This is a genomic window from Kitasatospora sp. NPDC059973, from assembly GCF_042737525.1.
Lineage (GTDB): Bacteria > Actinomycetota > Actinomycetes > Streptomycetales > Streptomycetaceae > Kitasatospora.
Genome location: NZ_JBHWUI010000085.1, coordinates 19,591 through 36,882 on the forward strand (window position 1 = coordinate 19,591; position 17,292 = coordinate 36,882).

The window sequence follows — 17,292 nt, forward strand, 5'->3', positions numbered from 1 at the left end:
TGCGCAATTGAATTCAAATTGATAGCAATTGCCGCCACTGGCTCCTATCATCACATTTCGGGCCTTGACGCAGCCCGAGTGCCCGACTTATGGTGATTTGACTGATTCGAAGGTCGAGATCCCCTTCTTTCGCAAATCACAATCAATGAAAGTCGGTGCTTATTTATGTACGAGCGCTTCAAGGTTCAGATCTCCACTGACCGCTCCAGCGGCCGCCCCGAGCGCAAGTCGGATCGCCGCGTCACGGCAGAAGTCTTCGAATATGGCGAGCTGCAACACTCACTTGCTGTATCGGCAGACGGCTACAGCCAGGGAGACCCGTCATGGCGGCATGAGGTACACCAGGAGGGAGGCATGCTTGTGATCGAGGGAGACGGTGTGAGTCGGTCGGTTAGGACCACATTCATCCCTGCCGCGTGAACTCCAAGCGCAAGAACAGTGGGGTTACGCCCAGCCTGCCCACCCTGGCCTAATCGTTGGATCCGCAGGTTACTCACGCCCGCCTTGGTGATCCCTCCCTCCAGGGCGAGTGTCTAACTGCGCTACAACGGGCGTGCACTTCGGTGGACGGCTGCGGACGCCTGCGGACCGTTCGGGCAGGTCAGTGGCACTGCCCGCCCAGGTCGGGTGAGTGCCCAAGTTGCTTCGGGATGAAGAGGCCGTGGGCTCAATCCTGCCAGGCGGAGGTCCCGCCGGAGACAAACGGTGGGGCCTCCAACGTGCCGCCCCTGTCAAGCAAAACGATGGCCCGATTGTCGTACTGGCATGCCAGGATCGCGGGCGGACCGTTTTGTTCGTTGAAGGGGGCGGCGCTGTGGGGCGTTCGTTGCGTGTGGGTGACGTGCTGCGGTACACGGCTTCGAAGGACACAGCGCCGGCGACGGTCGATGGGTTCGACAACTTCTACTTCGTCACGGACAGTCCCGGGCGGAAGCGGGCTCTGCTTGAAGCCGGGATCAACGCGATGGCCAAGGTCAAGGTCGGCCACGGGGCGAGGCGCCCGGCGGTGACGATCCGATCAAGTCCTTGGAAGGCGGGAACGGAGCAAACGCCGTGGCACGACGTGTTCGACATCGACAACGGTCACGTCCGCTACTTCGGTGACCACAAGCCGGAGACGACGAAGCCGGTCGGCGCCACCTCGGGCAACGCGGCGTTGCTGGAGGTGTTCGACAGTCACCAGGCTCCCACCGCCGGGGGGAGGGCTAGCGCGGCGCCGCTCCTGCTGTTCCGGTCCATATCGAAGAACGGCAAGGTCAAGGGGCATGTCCAGTTCTGTGGCGTTGCTCTGATCGAGCGGGCGGAGCGGGTGGTTCAGTGGGGTGGACCGGCGCGGACGACGTTCACCAACTACGTCTTCGATCTGGTGGTTATCGACCTCACCGCGGAGGGCGACACGCTGGACTGGGACTGGATCACTGCACGGCGAGACCCCGAGATAACCGATGCCGAGGTGCTGGAACTGGCACCCGCGGCATGGCGGGAGTGGGTGAAGCACGGTTACTCCGTGCTGCCGAAGGTGCGCCGGCGAGTGGCCCGCTCGCAGGTCGTCAAGGTTCGCGAACAGAGGCCGGTACCGGGCAGCTCGGTCGAGGCGGACCTCCAGGCGGTCTACAGGCGGTTTGACAGCGACAAGCATGCATTCGAGGTGCTGGCCGCGGTGGTTGCGGCGAAGGTGATGCGAGCCTCCGGGCACAGGTACAACGAAGGCTGGCTCACCCGCCGGTCAGGGGACGGTGGGGCGGATTTCGTCGGCCGGCTGGACCTGGGCAGTGGTCTGGCCGGTACCAAGCTGGTCGTTCTGGGGCAGGCGAAGTGCATCAAGCCGGAAAGCCTGGTGTCGGCCGAGCAGATCGCCCGGGTTGTGGCCAGGCTAAGGCGCGGGTGGATCGGTGTGTACGTCACGACCGGGTCGTACTCGGAGCCGGCGCAGTTGGAGATGGTCGAAGACCAGTACCCCGTGCTTCTGATCAACGGGCGGGACCTACTCAAGGAGCTGTACGAAATAGCGGGCAAGGATCACGGCGGTGATCTGATGAGCTGTGTCGAGGATCTGTTGAGCAGCCGCTCGCTCGAAGTGCTCAACCGGAGGCCCGAGGAGATCCTTCTCGACTGAGCTTTTGCAGATGGCGTTCCGCGTGCCACAGGCGTGCCAGATCGGGCGGCACGTGGCGGTCAGTCGCGGGCGTCGGCGGTGAGGCAGTTAGAGAACGGGCAGGCCAGGGGTAGCGCAGGTCAGAGCGGGTGCCACACGCCAAGCCTTACAAAGCAGATGTCGGCGGTTCGAAACCGTCCGCGCCCACCAGCCCGAATGCCCCGGACCGATCATGGTCCGGGGCATTTGACATCTCGGACCGACATCAGTGACGACGCTTGAGCGGTCGGTCCATGTTCCCGAGCGCCTCGCGCTGGGTGTCCTGGGCCACGTGATCAGGTGAGGTTGGCGGGAAGAGCCCGGACTCGCCCGCCCTTCCCATGGCGTACATCGAGAACGCCGGCCCCTTCCAGCTGCGCGGGCGCGCGCCGGACGGTTTCCCGAGCGGCACCAGTCCTCTGGGCGAGTCGAGTGTCTGAGCGATCGCGGTGAGTTGGTCGAGCACCGGTACCTTGGGCTCGGCGCCAGAACATCGAGCGCGCGCTTCACCGTGGTGCGGGCGACGGAGTACTCCTCCACCAGCGCGGCTTCAGAGGGAAGCGACGTCATCGTAGAGTCCCTGCCAAGGCCTTTCTGGTCGCCGGTGCAGATGTCGCAATCCACCGGTCGGCCCGCGGAGTCGACAGCGGCATGGACCTTGCTGCTCAACCCGCCCCGGGAGCGGCCGAGTCCGGCTCTCGCGGCCAGTCCGGACGACTCGTGGTGGGCCCGGACGATCGTCGGCCCAGGTCGGGACGGTTGTCCTGGTCTGGACCGCAGGCGTTTGCGGGGAGGGGGCGGGTAGGCGGATTGATCATCGGGGAAGCGGGTAGCCCCGGGGCATGATCGGAGGTGATCGCTGATGGGCGGACAGACTTCGGCCGAGGTGGCCGGGGAGGCTGACGGGCCGGCGCAGGGTGAGAGTCGGGCCGAGCTGTCGTCGCGGCTGAACTGGTTGCGGGCAGCCGTGCTCGGGGCCAATGACGGTGTGGTCTCGACGGCGGGAATCGTGACCGGTGTCGCCGGGGCCTCGGGTTCGCGGACGGCGCTCGTGGTGGCGGGGGTGGCGGGTCTGCTGGCCGGGGCGATGTCGATGGCGGCCGGGGAGTACGTCTCGGTCAGCACGCAACGGGACACTGAGCAGGCCGCGTTGGCGAAGGAGCGGCGCGAGCTGGCGGAGGATCCGGAGGGGGAGCTGGACGAGTTGACCGACTTCTTCCGTGGTGCCGGGCTCGATGAGGGTCTGGCCCGTCGGGTGGCCGTGGAGCTCACCGAGCGGGACGCGCTGGCGGCGCACGCGCACACCGAGCTGGGGATCGACCCGGAGGCGCTCACCAACCCCTGGCAGGCGGCGTTCGCGAGCGCCGCCGCGTTCACGCTGGGGGCGCTGGTGCCGTTGCTCGCCGTGCTGTTGCCGCCGGAGTCCTGGCGGCTGGGCGTGACGGTGGCGGCCGTCCTGCTGGCGCTCACCGCGTCGGGCTGGGTGAGCGCCCGGCTGGGCGGCGCGGGGCCGCTGCGGGCGGTGCTGCGGAACGTGGCGGGCGGCTCGCTGGCGATGGTCGTCACCTACAGCGGCGGTGTCCTGCTCGACCGGGTGACGGGCGGCTGACCGGCACCTGACCGGCGTCCGAGCGGGTGCGGGGCCAGGGAGGCTGTGTTTGTGTGAGCGCAGACTGCTTGGGAGAGGTGAACCACGGTGACCATGCCCCCGTTCGGATCGAGCGATCCGTTCTCCGACCTGCTCAGCCGGTTCTTCGGCATGAGTCCGACGGCCTCCCCGCCCGCCGTACAGCGGGTGCCGATCGGGCGGCTGCTGAGCGAGTCCTCGCAGGAGCTGCTGGCGCTCGCCGCGCAACGCGCCACCGAGGACGGGAGCAGCGACCTCGACACCGCTCATCTGGTCTGGGCCGCCACCAAGGTGGAGGCCTCGCGGCGGATGCTGGAGCGTGCCGGCATCGACCCCGAGCAACTCGCCGAGGACCTGGGCAGGGAACTGCCCTCCGGGGGCGGGGCGCAGACGCCGGGCGGGCGCCCGGCGCTCACGCCGTCCGCCAAGCGCGCGCTGCTCGCCGCGCACGCCCGTTCCCAGGAGGCCGGCGCGTCGTACATCGGGCCGGAGCACATCCTCGGCGCGCTGCTGGACGAGGAGCGCTCCGGCGCCGGCACGGCGCTGCGCAACGCGGCGCCCTCGCCGGAGGCGCTGCGCACGGTGATGGAAGGGCGCGGGACGGGTGGTGAGCGCAGCGGCACCGGCGCGCGCCCGAGCCAGACGCCCACGCTGGACGAGTACGGCCGGGACCTGACCGAGGAGGCGCGGGCGGGCAGGCTGGATCCGGTGGTCGGCCGGGCCGAGGAGATCGAGCAGACCGTCGAGATCCTCTCCCGCCGGACCAAGAACAATCCGGTGCTGATCGGCGAACCCGGCGTCGGCAAGACCGCCATCGTGGAGGGTCTGGCGCAGCGGATCGTCTCCGGGGACGTGCCGCAGAGCCTGCGCGAGAAGCGGGTGGTCGCCCTCGACCTCACCGGGCTGGTGGCGGGTTCCAAGTACCGGGGCGAGTTCGAGGAACGGTTGAAGAGCGTGATCGACGAGGTCACGGCGGCCGAGAAGAGCGTGATCCTCTTCCTGGACGAGCTGCACACCGTGGTCGGCGCGGGCGGTGGCGGCGAGGGTTCGATGGACGCGGGCAACATCCTCAAGCCGGCGCTGGCCCGCGGCGAACTGAGCGTGGTGGGCGCCACCACCCTCGACGAGTACCGCAAACACGTGGAGAAGGACGCCGCGTTGGAGCGCCGCTTCCAGCCGGTGCTGGTGCCGGAGCCGAGCGTCGAGGAGACGGTCGAGATCCTGCACGGGCTGCGTGACGCCTACGAGGCGCACCACCAGGTGCGGTTCACCGACGAGGCGCTGGACGCCGCCGCGAGCCTCTCCGACCGCTACGTGAGCGACCGCTTCCTGCCCGACAAGGCGATCGACCTGCTGGACCAGGCCGGCGCGCGGGTGCGGCTGCGCAGTCTGAGCGGCTCCACCGAGGCGATGCCGGTGCAGGACCGGATCACCAAGCTGCGCCGGGAGCTGGAGGAGGCCGTCGCGGACGAGGAGTTCGTGCGGGCCGCCAACCTCAAGACCGAGCTGCGGCAGACCGAGGACGAACTGGCCGCGGTCAGGGAGTCGCGCGAGGAGGTCGTCGCGGTCACCGCGGAAGACATCGCGCAGGTGCTCTCGGGCCGGACGGGCATCCCGGTCGCGGAGCTGAACGCGACCGAGCGCGAGCGGCTGCTCCAGCTGGAGGAACACCTGCACCGGAAGGTGATCGGGCAGGACCAGGCCGTCACGGCGGTCGCCCAGGCGGTGCGGCGCGGCCGGGCCGGGATGGGCGACCCGGAGCGGCCGACCGGGTCCTTCCTGTTCCTCGGGCCGACCGGCGTCGGCAAGACCGAACTCGCGAAGGCGCTGGCCGAGCTGCTGTTCGGTGATCCGGACCGCATGATCCGCTTCGACATGAGCGAGTTCCAGGAGAAGCACACCGTCTCCCGGCTGGTCGGCTCGCCGCCCGGGTACGTCGGCTACGACGAGGCGGGGCAGCTCACCGAGGCGGTCCGCCGCAAGCCGTACAGCGTGCTGCTCTTCGACGAGGTGGAGAAGGCGCATCCCGACGTCTTCAACCTGCTGCTCCAGGTGCTGGACGACGGGCGGCTGACGGACGCCCAGGGGCGTACGGTCGACTTCCGCAACACCGTGGTGATCATGACCAGCAACATCGGCTCCCAGCGGATCCTGGAGCACGCGGGCGACGTGGACGAGATCAGCGACGACCTGATGAGGGACCTGCGGACGCACTTCCGGCCGGAGTTCCTCAACCGGATCGACGAGGTGATCGTCTTCCACGCGCTCTCCCGCAAGGACCTCCTCAAGGTGGTCGACCTGATGCTGGAGCGGAGCCGGCGCCGGCTGAAGGCGCAGAACATCGACCTCGAGATCACCGACGGGGCCAAGGAGTGGCTGGTCAACCGCGGCTACCAGCCGGAGTTCGGGGCGCGGCCGCTGCGCCGCACCATCCAGTCCGAGCTGGACAACCGGATCTCCAACCTGCTGCTGGACGGTACGGTCCGGGAGGGGGACACGCTGATCGCGGAGGTGGACGGGGGCGAGCTGGTGGTGGCGCTGGCCCGGCCGGAGCCCTCGGCGAAGGCGGAGGACGCCTGGGCGAAGGCCGCCGATCCGCAGTAGCGGTGCGGTCGGCTTTGTTGGTGCGGACCAGGTCGGACCGGTCAGCGAGGTTCGGGCGTACTCCCGCGGGAGTACGCCCGAACGCCACCCCGGGGTGACGCGGTGGGCCGGGCCCGGGGTCTAGCCTTCCGGGCATGACGCCGCGTACACCCAAGCCGTCGCGGGCGCACCCCGGGCTGTCGTCGTCGGAGGAGCCGCCCGTGTCGGGAATGCCCCCCGGGGCGGGAGAACATCCCGGGCCGGGGTCCGCCATGCCCGAGGGCGGGCGGGCCGAGCCCTGGCGCCCGCCGTGGGTGCGGGCGGCGAAGGCCGGCTGGCCGGTCGCCACCGCGCTGGTCGTCGCGGCGGTGCAGGTGGTGGGGTCCACGGCAGCCGCCGGCCACCAGAGCGGGCGGGTCCAGCTGGACCCGTTCGGCTACCTGCTGCTGCTCCTCGGGCCGGCGTTGCTGGTGCTGCGCCGCCGGTGGCCGGTGGCGGCGGTGGCGGGGAGCTCGGCCGTCACGGTGCTGTACCTGGCCGCCGGCTATCCGTACGGGCCGGTCTTCGCCAGCTGGGTGATCGCCTGCTGCGTGGCGGTCGCCTCCGGGCACCGGCAGGCCGCCTGGGCGGGCCTCGGCGGGGTCTACCTCGCCCATGTGCTGATCACCTTCGTGGTGCCGGCCGACTGGCTGCGCACGGAGCAGCAGCAGATCGCCTGGTGGCAGGAGCTCGGGCTGGTGGCCTGGCTGCTGCTGGTGCTGTCGGTGGCCGAGATCGTCCGGTTCCGGCGGGAGCAGCTCGCCGCCCACCGGGAGTACCGCCAGCAGCAGGAGCAGCGCCGGGCCGACGAGGAACGGCTGCGGATGGCGCGCGAGTTGCACGACATCCTGGCGCACAGCCTGTCGCTGATCACGGTCCAGGCCGGGGTCGCGCTGGAACTGATCGACAGCAGGCCGGAGCAGGCCCGTGCGGCGCTCACGACGATCAAGGCGACCAGCAAGGAGGCCCTCGGCGAGGTCCGCCAGGTGCTGGGGACGCTGCGCGGGCCGGGTACGGCCGCGCCGCGCGGTCCGGCGCCCGGGCTGGCCCGGCTCGACGAGCTGACCGAGCAGGCGCAGCGGGCCGGGCTGGCCGTCGAGGTGCGCGAGACGGGTGACCGGCGCGCACCGGCCGCCGGCGTCGACCTCACGGCGTTCCGGATCGTCCAGGAGGCGTTGACTAACGTGATCCGGCACTCGGTGGCCCGGCGGGCCACGGTCGGTCTGGACTGGTCGGACCCGAGCGCGTTGGTCGTCACGGTCGACGACCCCGGTCCGGCCGCGGTCGGCGACGCGGGTGGCACCGGCAGCGGGCTCATCGGCATGCGGGAGCGGGCCGCCGCGTTCGGCGGCGCCATCGCGGCGGGACCGCTGGTCGGCGGCGGATTCCGGGTCCGGGCGACGCTGCCCACGACCGGGGCGGAGGACGAGTGATCCGGGTACTGCTGGCGGACGACCAGTTGCTGGTGCGGGCGGGCTTCCGGGCGCTGCTCGACCAGCAGGACGACCTGACGGTGGTCGGTGAGGCGGACGACGGCGACGCCGCCGTCCGGCTCGCCCGCGAACTTCGCCCGGACGTCGTCCTGATGGACATCCGGATGCCCCGCACGGACGGGCTGGCGGCGACCCGGCGGATCGCCGCCGATCCGGCCCTGACCGAGGTGCGGGTGGTCGTGCTGACCACCTTCGAGCTGGACGAGTACGTCTTCGAGGCCCTGCGATCGGGGGCGGCCGGCTTCCTGGTCAAGGACACCGAGCCGGCCGAGCTGCTGCGTGCCGTCCGGGTCGCGGCCGCGGGGGACGCGCTGCTCTCGCCGGGGGTGACGCGCCGTCTGATCGGCGAGTTCGCCGCCCGCTCCAAGGCGCCGGAGCAGACGCCGGCGGGGCTCTCGGACGTCTCGGCGCTCACCGAGCGGGAGCGGGAGGTGCTGGCGCTGGTGGGTCTGGGGCTGTCCAACGCGGACATCGCCCGCCGACTGGTGGTCAGCCCGCTGACCGCCAAGACGCACGTCAGCCGGGCGATGGTGAAGCTCGGTGTGCGGGACCGGGCGCAACTCGTCGTGCTGGCCTACGAGTCGGGGCTGGTCCGGCCCGGCTGGCTGGGCTGAGGACGGCTTCCGGCGGGTGGGGGCCCGGGTCTGGACGACGTCCCGGCCCGAGCCTGCTCGTATGCCCTGGGCCGTCCCGCACGCCCGGGGCCGGCCCGTCGTACACCCCCTCCCCGTGCCTGTCCGCTACTTCCCACGCGCGGCTGCCGGGCCGTCCGTACTCCCGCGGGAGTACTTCAACGGCCGCTGCCCGGAGGACGCGGAAGCAGGCTCCCCGGCGGGACGCTCTAGGTGTTTCGGGACGCACCCCGAAGCGGCTGAAGCCCACCGCCGAGGAGATGAACCACCATGTACACGCTGCTGGCCGACCACGACGGGCATTGGCCCGGCCCCTGGATCCTGCTGATCCCGCTCGCCTGGGCCGCCGTGGTGTTCCTTGTGATCGTCGTGCTGCGCCGGGCGGTCTGGCGCCGCGGCTGCGGCGGCGGGGCGGACCACCCGCTGGCCGTCCTCGGCCGCCGGTACGCCGAGGGCGCCATCGACGCGGAGGAGTACCGCGCCAAGCGGGCCGTCCTCACTGAGAGCCGGCGCGGGCGCGAGCAGGGCCGAGGGGGCGCGGGGAAGTGAGCACACTCGATGTCGTACGCGACACCGCCGCGCGGGTCGTCGACGCCGTGAAGGTCTACGGCGTCGGCGACACCGTGGTCCGGGCGCTGGACCACGTCACGGTCGACTTCCCGGCCGGGGGGTTCACCGCGATCATGGGGCCGTCCGGTTCGGGCAAGTCCACCCTGATGCACTGCGCGGCGGGCCTCGACACCCTCACCGCGGGCCGGGCCTACATCGGCGGTACCGAGCTCGGCCCGCTCGGCGACCGGCGCCTCACCCTGCTGCGCCGGGAGCGGATCGGCTTCGTCTTCCAGGCGTTCAACCTGGTACCCACACTGACCGTCCGGGAGAACATCACCCTTCCGCTCGACCTGGCCGGCGCCGCACCCGACCGGGGCTGGCTGGACGCGCTGATCGACATCGTCGGCCTCGGCGACCGGCTGCACCACCGCCCGAGCGAACTCTCCGGCGGCCAGCAGCAGCGCGTCGCCGTGGCCCGGGCGCTCGCCGGGCGGCCCCAGGTGGTCTTCGCCGACGAGCCGACCGGCAACCTCGACTCCCGCACCGGCGGCGAGGTGCTCGGCCTGCTGCGCCGGGCGGTCGACGAGATGGGGCAGGCCGTCGTCATGGTCACCCACGACCCGACCGCGGCCGGCTACGCCGACCAGGCCCTGTTCCTCGCCGACGGCCGGCTGGTCGACCGGATGGAACAGCCTAGCGCCGACCGGGTGCTGGACCGGATGAAGGCCTTCGAACGGGGGCGGTCATGAGTTCCACGACGGCCGCCGCGACCGCCGCCGCCCGGCTCAGCCTGCGCTCCCTGGGAGCGCACAAGCGGCGCCTGGTCGGCACCTTCCTCTCGATCCTGCTCGGGGTCGCCTTCCTGGCCGGGACGATGGTGCTCGGCGACACCCTGCGCTCCAACTTCGACACGCTGTTCGCCGACGCCAACGCCGGTACCGACGTGGTGGTGCGCAGTGCCGACGTCCTGGACTCCCCCGGGACACCCGGAGGTGTCCGGGCACCCGTCGACACGGCGCTCACCGAGCGGCTGCGGGCCGTCCCCGGGGTGGCCGCCGCCGAGGCGTCGGTCCAGGGCGCCGGCCAACTGGTCGGCAGTGACGGCAAGCCGGTCGGCGGGCAGGGGCCGCCGACCCTGGCCGGGAACTGGCTCACCGACAGCCGGCTCAACCCGTACCGGCTCGCCGAGGGACACCCGCCGCAGGCGCCCGGCGAGGCCGTGGTCAACCGCGGTGCGGCGAAGGCCGGCGGGCTGCACGTCGGCTCCACCACCGTGCTGCGCACCCCCGACCCGGTGACCGTCACCGTCGTCGGCATCGCCACCTTCGGGGACAGCGCGGACGGGATGGGTCCGAGTACCTTCACCGCACTGACCCTCGCCGACGCCGAACGCCACCTCACCCCCAAGGGCGCCGGTCAGGCCGGCTCGATCCAGGTCCGGGCGGCGGACGGGATCTCCCAGCAGGAGCTGGTGAGGAGGATCGCCCCGGAGCTGCCCGGCGGGGTCGAGGCGATCACCGGTACGGCGGCCACCCAGGAGAGCACCGCGATGGTCTCGGGGCGGTTCCTGACGATGTTCACCACCCTGCTGCTGGTCTTCGCCGGGATCGCCCTGCTGGTCGCGACCTTCACCATCCACAACACCTTCGCGATCGTGGTCGCCCAGCGGACGAGGGAGAACGCCCTGCTGCGGGCGCTCGGGGCGGTGCGGGGCCAAGTGCTGGGGGCGACCCTGGCGGAGGCGCTGGTCGTCGGTGCGCTCGCCTCGCTCGGCGGGCTGCTCGCCGGGATCGGCGTGGCCGCAGGGCTCAAGGCACTGTTCTCGGCACTCGGCTTCTCGCTGCCGACGGGCGGCATGGTGATCAGTACGGCCGCGGTCGTCCTGCCACTGCTCGTGGGCACGCTGGTCGCGGTGGGCTCGGCGCTCCTGCCCGCCGTCCGGGCCGGGCGCACCGCGCCGCTGGCGGCGCTGCGCGAGACGGGAGTGGACCGGGCGGCCGAGGGGTGGTCCGGCAGGGCCCGGGTCGGGCTCGGCGGGCTGCTGGTCGCGGCGGGTGTCCCGGTCACCGTTCTCGGCGCGACGGACGGGCCGTCGGTCGCCCTGACCACCGCGGGTGGGCTGGCCGTCCTGGCCGGCGTGGTGGTGCTCGGTCCGGTCGCCGCGGCACTCGCCGTCCGGGCGCTGGGCGCGCCGCTGCCACGGCTGCGCGGGGTTTCCGGCACGCTCGCCCGGCGCAACGCGGCCCGCAACCCGCGCCGCACGGCGGCCACGGCGAGTGCCCTGATGATCGGCGTCGCGGTGGTCACGCTGTTCACGGTGTTCGGCGCCTCGGTCAAGGCCACCCTGGATTCCACGGTGAGCTCGTCCTTCGCCGGTGACCTCGCCGTCACCGCGCCCTCCTTCGGTGCGGGCGGCAGCGGGGTTAGCCCCAAGCTGGCGGACGCGCTCGCCCAACTGCCGGAGGTGCGGCAGACGGTGGGCCTCGGCCGGGGCGTGGCGCGGATCGACGGTCACGGGCGGGTACTGGACGTCACCGACCCGGCGCGACTGGCCGGGATCGTCGACCTCGGCCGCGTCGACGGCGCCCTCGACGCGCTCGGCACCGACGGCCTGGCGGTGGCTCGCAGCGAGGCGGAGCAGCGCGGCTGGCAGCTCGGCCAGAGCGTGACCGTCGCCTTCACGGACGGCGCGAGCGGCCCCTTCACGATCCGCGCCCTGTACGACGAGAGCGGTCTGGCCGGGGACTACCTGATCACCCGCCAGGCCTGGGCGCCGCACCGCGGACAGGACGCGGACACCATGGTCGCCGTCGGGCTCAAGGGTTCGGTGCCGCTCGCTGCGGGCCGGGCCGCCGTCGAGAAGGCCGCCGCCCCCTTCGGGAACCCACAGGTGCAGGACCGGGCGCAGTACGCGGCGAGCGCGGCCGGCGGGGTCGACATGATGCTCTCGGTGGTCTACGCGCTGCTGGCCCTGGCGGTGCTGATCGCCCTGCTCGGCATCGCCAACACCCTGACCCTCGCCGTGCACGAGCGGACCAGGGAGCTGGGGCTGCTCCGGGCGGTCGGCCAGACCAGGACGCAGCTGCGGGGCATGGTGCGCTGGGAGTCCGTCCTGGTGGCGGCTTTCGGGACGGTCGGCGGGCTCGGTCTCGGGGCGTTCCTCGGCTGGGCGCTGGTGCGGGCCTCGGACAGTGCCGGGACGGGCTCGTTCGCGATCCCGCCGGGACAGCTCGCGGTGGTGCTGGTGGCCGGACTGGCGGCGGGCGCGGTCGCGGGCCTGCGCCCGGCAGGCCGGGCGGCGCGGCTCGACATCCTCAGGGCGATCGCGACGGAATGAGGAGGTGCGGAATGCGGAGGCGCGGGGTGGCAGGACGACGAGGTGACGGCCGTCGAGACGGTGGCCGGGTGAGCGCAGGGTGGGTGAACCGGCTGGGCGTCACACGCCGTGGGCCCATCCGGCCCATCCGGCCCACCTGGCCCGCCTGGCCCGCCGGCCACCGGTCCGAGCCGGCGCCGGCTCGGTCACCCCGGCCCGGCCGGCGTTCCGTCCAGCGGGCGCCGGGGTCGGCCCGGTGCCCGGCCGGGCGGATCCAGCCCGGCCGGGTCCGGCGCTCGGTCGAGCTAGGGGAACACCTGACGCAGCAGCGGATCCGGCAGGCCGCGGCGGCGCCACTCGCGGGGGTAGCCCAGCGAGACCTCCTCGAAGCGGACGCCGTCGTAGTTGGTCACGCGAGGGATGTGCAGGTGCCCGTAGATCATCGCGGCGGTGTTAAAGCGCCGGTGCCAGTCCGCCGTCAGCTCGGTGCCGCACCACTGAGCGAACTCCGGGTACCAGAGGATCTCGGTGGGCTGGCGGACCAGCGGGTAGTGGTTGACCAGGACCAGCGGCAGCTCCGGGTCGCAGGCCGCCAGGCGCTTCTCGGTGAGCCGAACGCGCTCGCGGCACCAGGAGTCGCGGTCGGGGAACGGGTCCGGGTGGAGCATCCGCTCGTCCGAGCAGACCACGCCGCTGTTGTACGCGGCTTCCAGGGACTCCTTCTTGGTGGTCGTACCGGGAGCCCGGAAGGTGTAGTCGTACAGCAGGAACAGCGGCGCGATGGCGACCGGTCCGCCGGCGCCTTCCCAGACCGGGTACGGGTCCTCGGGAGTGACGACACCGAGTCGGCGGCAGAGGTCCACCAGGTACTCGTAGCGGGCGACACCCCGCAGCTGCACCGGGTCGTCGGGGTGGGTCCAGAGCTCGTGGTTGCCGGGAGCCCAGATGACCCGGGCGAAGCGCTCGGCGAGCAGGCTCAGGGACCACTCGATGGTGGTGCTGATCTCGGCGATGTCACCGGCGACGATCAGCCAGTCGTCGGGCGAGTCGGGTTGCAGCTTCGCCACCAGGTCGCGGTTCTCCTGGTAGGAGACGTGCAGATCGCTGACGGCGAGCAGCCGGCCGGCCCGTCCGGGGCCTCCCGTCCGCCCCGACTGCGCGTCACTCTGGTACTCGGTCGTCACTCCAGCCCCCATGTCGTCACCCGGCCGATGCCGCCACAGTACGGGGACGGACGGGCTTCGCGCCGCAGGTTGGCTGGATCAGTCGTTCGAGCGGCTCGGTTCCGCCGTTGGGAGGAGGGTGATCGGAGTGACCAGAGTGACCGGAGAGGCCAGGGCGGTCAGGGCGGCCAGGGCATCCAGGGCGTTCGAGGGCCCAGGGGGCCGCCAGGACGCCGGAGCCGCCAGGACGTCGGAGCCGCTGGGCCGCTGGGCCGCCAGGGCGGCGTGACCGGCGCCGAGGTCAGTCGCCGATCTGCCAGAGCACGCCGTGGCTGGTGGCGGTGGTGACGGCGAGGATGACCAGCGCGGCGATGCCGAGGGCGATGCCGAGCAGGGCGCGCCCGCGGCGGTGAGTGCCCCGGACGAGGGCGAGCGTGCCGAGGGTGATGGCCAGGGGGCCGAGAACGATGTTGAAGAGCAGCAGGCCCGGCAGGCCGAGCAGGAAGGAGGCGACGGCCAGGTTGTCGGCCTCGGCGGTGCGGTGGCGCCGAACAGCGGCGCCGGTGCTGGTGGCGGTGGCGGTGTTCATGACGGCGGGTGTCCTTCCGGGACGGGGGTGTGGCGAGAGGGTCAGCGCTGACGCAGGCGGGCGATGCCCTCGCGGGCGCCGAACGCGAGCAGCCAGGCGGCGATGGCAGCGGCGGCGGTGAGGAAGACCGGGAGCGTGGTGTGCGCGGCGGCGCCGATGAGGACGCCCATGGCGACCAGGGCGGTGAGCAGGATCATGGCGGTCCCTTCCGGCGGCTTCCACCGCCTTGGGTTTACAAGTGTTCGCTGAATCCTCTGCCACTCTACGCGGGCTGGCCATTTTCGGCAAACGATTGTTTACTGAATGGCGTGAGTCACACCGTTGGGGCCAGACAGGCCCAGAAGCAGCAGAGTCGGCGCGCGTTGCTGGACGCGGGGCTGCGCCTGCTGGCCGATCAGAACCTCGCGAGCGTCGGCGTCCGCGAGGTCACCCGGGAGGCGGGGCTCTCGCCGGCCGCCTTCTACCGGCACTTCCCGGACCTCGCCGCCCTCGGGGTGGCCCTGGTCGAGGAGTCGCTCGCCAGCCTCCATGTGATGATCCGTTCCGTGCTCGCCGGTGCGGGCGGGTCCGACGAGCTGATCGACCGGACGGTGGACGTCATCGAGCAGCATGTGCGTGACCACCGGCCGCACGTCCGCTTCCTGGCGCGCGAGCGGCACGGGGGAGTGCGGCAGGTGCGGGAGGCGATCGACGTCGAACTCGGGCGCTTCGCCACGGAGGTGGGTGCGGCGCTCGCCCTCCAACCGGTGTCGCAGGGGTGGAGTGAGGAGGATCTGCGGATGCTTGCCGAGCTGTACGTCGACCACATGGTCTCCACGGCCGCCGCCCTCCTGGAGGCGCAGGAGGCCGACCCGGCGCGCGAACGGCACATCGCCGCCACCGCCCGGCTGCAGCTGCGTCTGATCAGCCTCGGTCGCCGCCACTGGCAGGGCGGCTGACGGTCGCCCTGCCCGGCGGGGCCGCGGCCCCACCCGGGGCGCGCCGCCCGGCTCTGGCTGCGCGCCCGGCACCGCCCGCGCGCCGGGCTCGGTCCCGCGCCCCCACTGTCGCGCCCCACTCCCGCCGCTCCGCGCCCTGCTCCCCGCCCCGCTCCGCTCCGCGCCCTGCTCCCCGCCCCGCTCCCCAGCCCCCGAGGCCTCCCCCCGTCTGACCTCCCCTCGTGATGGACTCTTGACAACTCGTCATGTCCGCGCCAGTTTTGGTGCACCCCCACAACGAGAGGTCTCTCATGAAGAAGCCGCTCATAGGCACGTTCGCCGCGCTCCTGTTCGCCGGGGCGACCGCCCTGGCCGGCGCCCCCGCCGCCGTCGCCTCGTCGCCCGCGGACGCGCGGACCGCCCCCGCGGCCGAGGCACAGGTCGCCGCCCAGGCCCTGACCGACCCCCTGCTCCAGGCCTCGTCCCAGGACCAGCAGGCCCGGGCTGCCGTGAACTTCGCCGGGACGGTGGCGCTCAGCAACTGTTCCGGTTCGCTCGTCCGGCTCCCGGCCTCCACCGCGACGGACCCGGCGCTCATCCTCTCCAACGGCCACTGCCTGGAGACCGGGTTCCCCGGCCCCGGCCAGGTGGTCGTCAACCAGTCCTCCAGCCGCACGTTCTCGCTGCTCAACGGCACCGGCTCTAAGGTCGCCACGCTGCGCGCGAACAAGGTGGTCTACGGCACGATGACCGACACCGACGTGTCGATCTACCAGCTGAACACCACCTATGCCGCGATCCAGTCGAGCTACGGCATCGCCCCGCTGACCATCTCCGCGAGCCACCCGGTGCAGGGCACCTCCATCAAGGTCGTCTCCGGGTACTGGAAGAAGACCTACTCGTGCTCGGTCGACGGCTTCGTCTACCGGCTCAAGGAGGGCTCCTGGACCTGGAAGGACTCGGTCCGTTACACCTCCAGCTGCAACACGATCGGCGGTACCTCCGGCTCCCCGGTGATCGACACCAGCACCGGCCAGGTCGTCGCCGTGAACAACACGGGTAACGAGGACGGCGAGCGCTGCACGGACAACAACCCGTGCGAGGTCGACCAGAACGGTGTGGTAACCGTCCGCCAGGGCATCAACTACGCCCAGGAGACCTACGGCATCCCGGCCTGCTTCGCCGCCGGGAACCGCCTCGACCTCACCCGGGCCGGCTGCACCCTGCCGCGCCCCTGATCAGCACATCTTTCCCCGGTGGGCCATCCGCGATCCCGCGGGTGGCCCACTCGGCCGTCTACCCGGACGGCCGATCGTCCGGCAGTCGGGCGCCGATTGCCGGAGAGTGTCGAACAGTTCCATTGACCCGATGGAGAGTTGATGTCCACCAAGCTCAGAAGGCTGCTGGTCGCCGTTCTGCTGATGCCGCTGCTCGGCCTCGGTCTGGCGACGCCCGCCCTGGCGGCCGGCGCCGACGCGTCGGCCGGCCCGGTCTCGGCCGCGGACAACCCCGCGGCCGACATCAAGGACCGCCTGGCCGCGATCCCGGGGATGACCGTCACCGAGGAGAAGCCGACCACCACCGGTCACCGCTACTTCCTGCTCACCTACACCCAGCCGATCGACCACCTCCGCCCCTGGCTGGGCACGTTCCAGCAGCGGCTGAGCGTGCTGCACCGGGGGTACGACCGCCCGACCGTCTTCTACACCAACGGCTACACGCTCGGCACCAACCCCTCGCGCACCGAGCCGACCCGGCTGACCGACGGCAACCAGGTCTCGATCGAGTACCGCTACTTCTCGCCGTCCCGCCCGGAGCCGGCCGACTGGACGAAGGCCGGCATCGAGCAGGCCGCCACCGACTCGCACCGGATCATCACCGCGCTGAAGCGCGTCTACCACCGCGCGTGGCTGTCGACCGGGGCCAGCAAGGGCGGTATGTCCTCGACCTACCACCGCCGCTTCTTCCCGGACGACGTGGACGGCACCATCGCGTACGTCGCGCCGAACGACGTCGACAACCGCGAGGACTCCGCCTACACCGAGTTCTTCCGGACCGTGGGCACCCCGGAGTGCCGGGCCACGCTCGCCGCCGCGCAGCGCGAGCTGCTCGTCCGCCGCGACCGCCTGGAGGCCCGCTACGTGGCCGACACCGCGGCGGCCGGCTCCACCTTCGCCACCACGGGCAGCGCCGACCGGGCCTACGAGGCGGGCGTGCTCGACGTCGTCTGGGCGTTCTGGCAGTACA

Annotated in this window: 14 protein-coding genes; 11 read left to right on the forward strand and 3 right to left on the reverse strand. The window is 71.9% G+C overall.

The features are described 5' to 3' along the window. The first annotated feature begins 832 nt into the window (after positions 1-832). From ACFWA9_RS22930 to ACFWA9_RS22965, 8 genes are all read left to right on the forward strand, one after another. A complete protein-coding gene (locus ACFWA9_RS22930; protein WP_380389360.1) occupies positions 833-2,116 on the forward strand; it encodes a restriction endonuclease in 1,284 nt (427 codons plus the stop codon). 880 nt (positions 2,117-2,996) lie between these two features. After that, positions 2,997-3,743 (forward strand): VIT family protein, encoded by a 747-nt coding sequence (locus tag ACFWA9_RS22935; protein ID WP_380389362.1) that lies wholly within the window; start codon positions 2,997-2,999, stop codon positions 3,741-3,743. A 93-nt stretch (positions 3,744-3,836) separates the two neighbouring features. Further along, positions 3,837-6,365: an ATP-dependent Clp protease ATP-binding subunit gene (locus ACFWA9_RS22940; RefSeq protein ID WP_380389382.1), complete on the forward strand. Its 2,529-nt coding sequence runs from the start codon at positions 3,837-3,839 to the stop codon at positions 6,363-6,365. Positions 6,366-6,616: 251 nt separating this feature from the next. After that, positions 6,617-7,816 (forward strand): sensor histidine kinase, encoded by a 1,200-nt coding sequence (locus ACFWA9_RS22945; RefSeq protein ID WP_380389364.1) that lies wholly within the window; start codon positions 6,617-6,619, stop codon positions 7,814-7,816. Next, complete coding sequence (locus ACFWA9_RS22950) at positions 7,813-8,490, forward strand: response regulator (RefSeq protein ID WP_380389366.1); 678 nt, start codon at positions 7,813-7,815, stop codon at positions 8,488-8,490. The genes ACFWA9_RS22945 and ACFWA9_RS22950 overlap by 4 nt, the downstream gene beginning before the upstream one ends. A gap of 288 nt (positions 8,491-8,778) precedes the next feature. Then, positions 8,779-9,057, forward strand: a complete 279-nt coding sequence (locus ACFWA9_RS22955; protein ID WP_380389368.1) for an SHOCT domain-containing protein — start codon at positions 8,779-8,781, stop codon at positions 9,055-9,057. Further along, entirely contained in the window at positions 9,054-9,809 is a 756-nt protein-coding gene (locus tag ACFWA9_RS22960) for an ABC transporter ATP-binding protein (RefSeq protein WP_329487458.1), read from the forward strand. Before ACFWA9_RS22955 ends, ACFWA9_RS22960 begins: the two co-directional genes overlap by 4 nt. Next, positions 9,806-12,397: an ABC transporter permease gene (locus tag ACFWA9_RS22965; RefSeq protein WP_380389370.1), complete on the forward strand. Its 2,592-nt coding sequence runs from the start codon at positions 9,806-9,808 to the stop codon at positions 12,395-12,397. The genes ACFWA9_RS22960 and ACFWA9_RS22965 overlap by 4 nt, the downstream gene beginning before the upstream one ends. Positions 12,398-12,681: 284 nt before the next feature. Here the strand turns inward: ACFWA9_RS22965 and ACFWA9_RS22970 are convergent, their stop codons facing one another. The 3 genes from ACFWA9_RS22970 to ACFWA9_RS22980 all read right to left on the reverse strand — a co-directional run bounded on the left by ACFWA9_RS22970 (position 12,682) and on the right by ACFWA9_RS22980 (position 14,325). Continuing rightward, entirely contained in the window at positions 12,682-13,560 is an 879-nt protein-coding gene (locus ACFWA9_RS22970; protein ID WP_329487456.1) for a metallophosphoesterase, read from the reverse strand. A gap of 280 nt (positions 13,561-13,840) precedes the next feature. Continuing rightward, complete coding sequence (locus ACFWA9_RS22975) at positions 13,841-14,128, reverse strand: DUF4190 domain-containing protein (protein WP_380389372.1); 288 nt, start codon at positions 14,126-14,128, stop codon at positions 13,841-13,843. 41 nt (positions 14,129-14,169) lie between these two features. Next, positions 14,170-14,325 carry a hypothetical protein gene (locus ACFWA9_RS22980; protein ID WP_329487454.1) on the reverse strand — a complete coding sequence of 52 codons (156 nt, stop codon included), beginning with the start codon at positions 14,323-14,325 and terminating at the stop codon, positions 14,170-14,172. A gap of 111 nt (positions 14,326-14,436) precedes the next feature. Here ACFWA9_RS22980 and ACFWA9_RS22985 point away from each other — a divergent pair, with 111 nt between their 5' ends. From ACFWA9_RS22985 to ACFWA9_RS22995, 3 genes are all read left to right on the forward strand, one after another. Next, positions 14,437-15,066: a TetR family transcriptional regulator gene (locus tag ACFWA9_RS22985; RefSeq protein WP_380389374.1), complete on the forward strand. Its 630-nt coding sequence runs from the start codon at positions 14,437-14,439 to the stop codon at positions 15,064-15,066. Positions 15,067-15,356: 290 nt separating this feature from the next. Next, positions 15,357-16,283 carry a serine protease gene (locus ACFWA9_RS22990; RefSeq protein ID WP_380389375.1) on the forward strand — a complete coding sequence of 309 codons (927 nt, stop codon included), beginning with the start codon at positions 15,357-15,359 and terminating at the stop codon, positions 16,281-16,283. Positions 16,284-16,424: 141 nt separating this feature from the next. Then, positions 16,425-17,292, forward strand: an 868-nt coding sequence (locus ACFWA9_RS22995) for a S28 family serine protease (RefSeq protein WP_380389377.1), incomplete at its 3' end; no start/stop codon positions are given.

Excerpts from the sequence above, each read along its gene's own strand:
- ACFWA9_RS22955 (WP_380389368.1), top strand. The coding sequence starts at position 8,779 with ATGTACACGCTGCTGGCCGACCACGACGGGCATTGGCCCGGCCCCTGG.
- ACFWA9_RS22940 (WP_380389382.1), top strand. The coding sequence starts at position 3,837 with ATGCCCCCGTTCGGATCGAGCGATCCGTTCTCCGACCTGCTCAGCCGG.
- ACFWA9_RS22990 (WP_380389375.1), top strand. The coding sequence starts at position 15,357 with ATGAAGAAGCCGCTCATAGGCACGTTCGCCGCGCTCCTGTTCGCCGGG.
- ACFWA9_RS22975 (WP_380389372.1), bottom strand. The coding sequence starts at position 14,128 with ATGAACACCGCCACCGCCACCAGCACCGGCGCCGCTGTTCGGCGCCAC.
- ACFWA9_RS22935 (WP_380389362.1), top strand. The coding sequence starts at position 2,997 with ATGGGCGGACAGACTTCGGCCGAGGTGGCCGGGGAGGCTGACGGGCCG.
- ACFWA9_RS22965 (WP_380389370.1), top strand. The coding sequence starts at position 9,806 with ATGAGTTCCACGACGGCCGCCGCGACCGCCGCCGCCCGGCTCAGCCTG.
- ACFWA9_RS22945 (WP_380389364.1), top strand. The coding sequence starts at position 6,617 with ATGCCCGAGGGCGGGCGGGCCGAGCCCTGGCGCCCGCCGTGGGTGCGG.
- ACFWA9_RS22980 (WP_329487454.1), bottom strand. The coding sequence starts at position 14,325 with ATGATCCTGCTCACCGCCCTGGTCGCCATGGGCGTCCTCATCGGCGCC.